Source organism: Dokdonella fugitiva (assembly GCF_014138265.1).
Classification (GTDB): domain Bacteria; phylum Pseudomonadota; class Gammaproteobacteria; order Xanthomonadales; family Rhodanobacteraceae; genus Dokdonella_A; species Dokdonella_A fugitiva_A.
In genome coordinates, this window is record NZ_JACGXL010000011.1 from 1 (window position 1) to 2,061 (window position 2,061).

Annotated in this window: 1 protein-coding gene; it reads right to left on the reverse strand. The window is 72.1% G+C overall.

The window, feature by feature from the left end:
- Positions 1 to 101: 101 nt before the first annotated feature.
- On the reverse strand, positions 102 to 2,061 hold a 1,960-nt coding region (locus FHW12_RS21015), incomplete at its 5' end, for a tetratricopeptide repeat-containing protein kinase family protein (RefSeq protein ID WP_182533041.1).

The window sequence follows — 2,061 nt, forward strand, 5'->3', positions numbered from 1 at the left end:
CGTCGTTCGCGCCGGGTTCGTCGCCGTGCATGTCCGCCCCTGTCCGGAACCGCCGTGCGCGCAGTGTAGTCAGTGCCGGACGGAATGCCACCGCCCGTCGGTCATGGCCCCGCGGCGGCGGCCGTGGCCGATGCCGCGGCCTTGCGCGCGCGCCATAGCGCGACCTGGTCCGGCTTGTTCCAGGCCGAGTACAGCTCGACGCACGTGTCGACCACGTCCTGGCTGCGCGGATGCTGCGGGCCGAACCCTTCGGCGTGCGAGAACACGTCCCAGGCGAACAGCAGTTCCTTCTCGGCTTCCTCGAACTTGCGCTCGCGCACGAGCACGGTCGCGAACTCGCGGTGCATGATCGCGCGCATCGCGTTGTCGCCGAACGCGGCGCCCGCGTTGCCGGCGGCGATGCGCCCGTGCGCCTCGGCCGCGGCGAGGTCGCCGGCGTCGCGCAGCAGCAGCGACAGGTTCGACTCGGCGACCACCGCGGACGGGTTGGTAGGCCCGTACAGCTTGTTGGCGAGCGCGGCCGCGCGCTCGTAGTACGGGCGCGCGTCTTCGTTGCGGTTCTGCTGGCGGATCGCACCACCGAGGTTGCTGACCAGGCGCATCGTCAACGGATGCTCCTTGCCGAACACGCGCTCGACCACCGGCAGCTGCGGCGCGAGCAACTGTTCGGCGTCGGCGTAACGCTTCTGCTCGAGCGCGACGATCGCGAGGCCGTTGATCGCGTCGATCGTCTTCGAGTTCTCCGCGCCATACTGCTTGCGCCGCTGCGCGAGCAGTTCCTCGAGCAGCGGCCGCGCCTCGTCGAGGTGCGCGGTGTCGATGTCGACCGAGGTGAGGTTGTCGATCGTCACGAGCACGTCCTCGCTGTCGTCGCCGAACAGGCGGCGTTGCGCCGCGAGCACGCGATGCAGCCGCACACGCGCCTCCTCCGGCTTGCCGGACATGCTCTCGATCGCGCCGAGCGAGGACTCGACCGAGAGGCGGTCGCGATCGTCGGTGGGCAGCGCGGCGACGTCCGCGAACGCCTGCTGCGCGAGCGCGAGTGCGTTCGCGGCTTGCTCGTAGTTGAGCAGATTGGTCGCCGCGCGTGCGCGCGTGCGCGCGATCTCGGCGACCGGCAGGCCGGCGTCCTTGCCCGCGCCGAGCGAGGCCTCGTAGTGGCGCTGCGCGATCGCGTAGTCGCCGAGCGACGAATAGCTGTCGGCGATCGTGCGCTCGATCGACGCGCGCACGGCCGGCTGGTCGGCGAGTTCGCGGCCGGCACGTTCCGCGGCCGAATCGAGCACGAGGTGCATGAGGCTGCGGTCCATGCCCTTGGCCCGGTTCGGGTCGATGCCGGCGAGCATGCCGCGCGTGAACTCGGCGACGCGATCGGCCTTGGCCGCCTCGATCCCGGCGATCACGGCGGAACGCCGCGCACGCGCGAGGCCGTCGAGCGCGAGCGCGATGCCGGCGACGAGCGACACCGCGATCAGCATGCTCACCGCGAGGCCGAGCCGATGGCGCGCGACGAACGTGCGCGCGAGGTACCAGCGCGTCGGCTCGATCGCCTTGAGCGGACGCCGTTCGCGGAACCGCTCGAGATCGTCGGCGAGGGCGGCGGCGGAGTCGTAGCGGTCGGCGCGGTCGGTCGCGAGCGCCTTGCGCAGGATCGCGCGCAGTCCGCCGGGCAGGTGGCGCGCCGAAGCGAGCAGCGCGCCCGGGGCGATCGCGGCGTCGGCGACCTCGGTGTCGCTGTCGATCGCCGCGAGCAGCGTCTCGTGCAGGCGGCGCGTCGAGTGGTGCGCGATCGGCGTGATCGCCGCGGCGTCGGCGTCGGTGAGCACTTCGTAGAGCATGACGCCGAGCGAATACACGTCGCTGCGCGTGTCGATGCCGTGCGGCTGCGCCTGTTCCGGGCTCATGTACAGGCTCGTGCCGGCGCGCTCGGCGACGGCCGCGCTCGCGGCGACGCCGCTGCCGGCGTCGGCGGTGCCGCCGATGGCGATGCCGAAGTCGATGATCTTCGGCATCGGCGTGCCGTCGACGCGGCGCACGAGCACGTTGGCGGGCTTGAGGTCG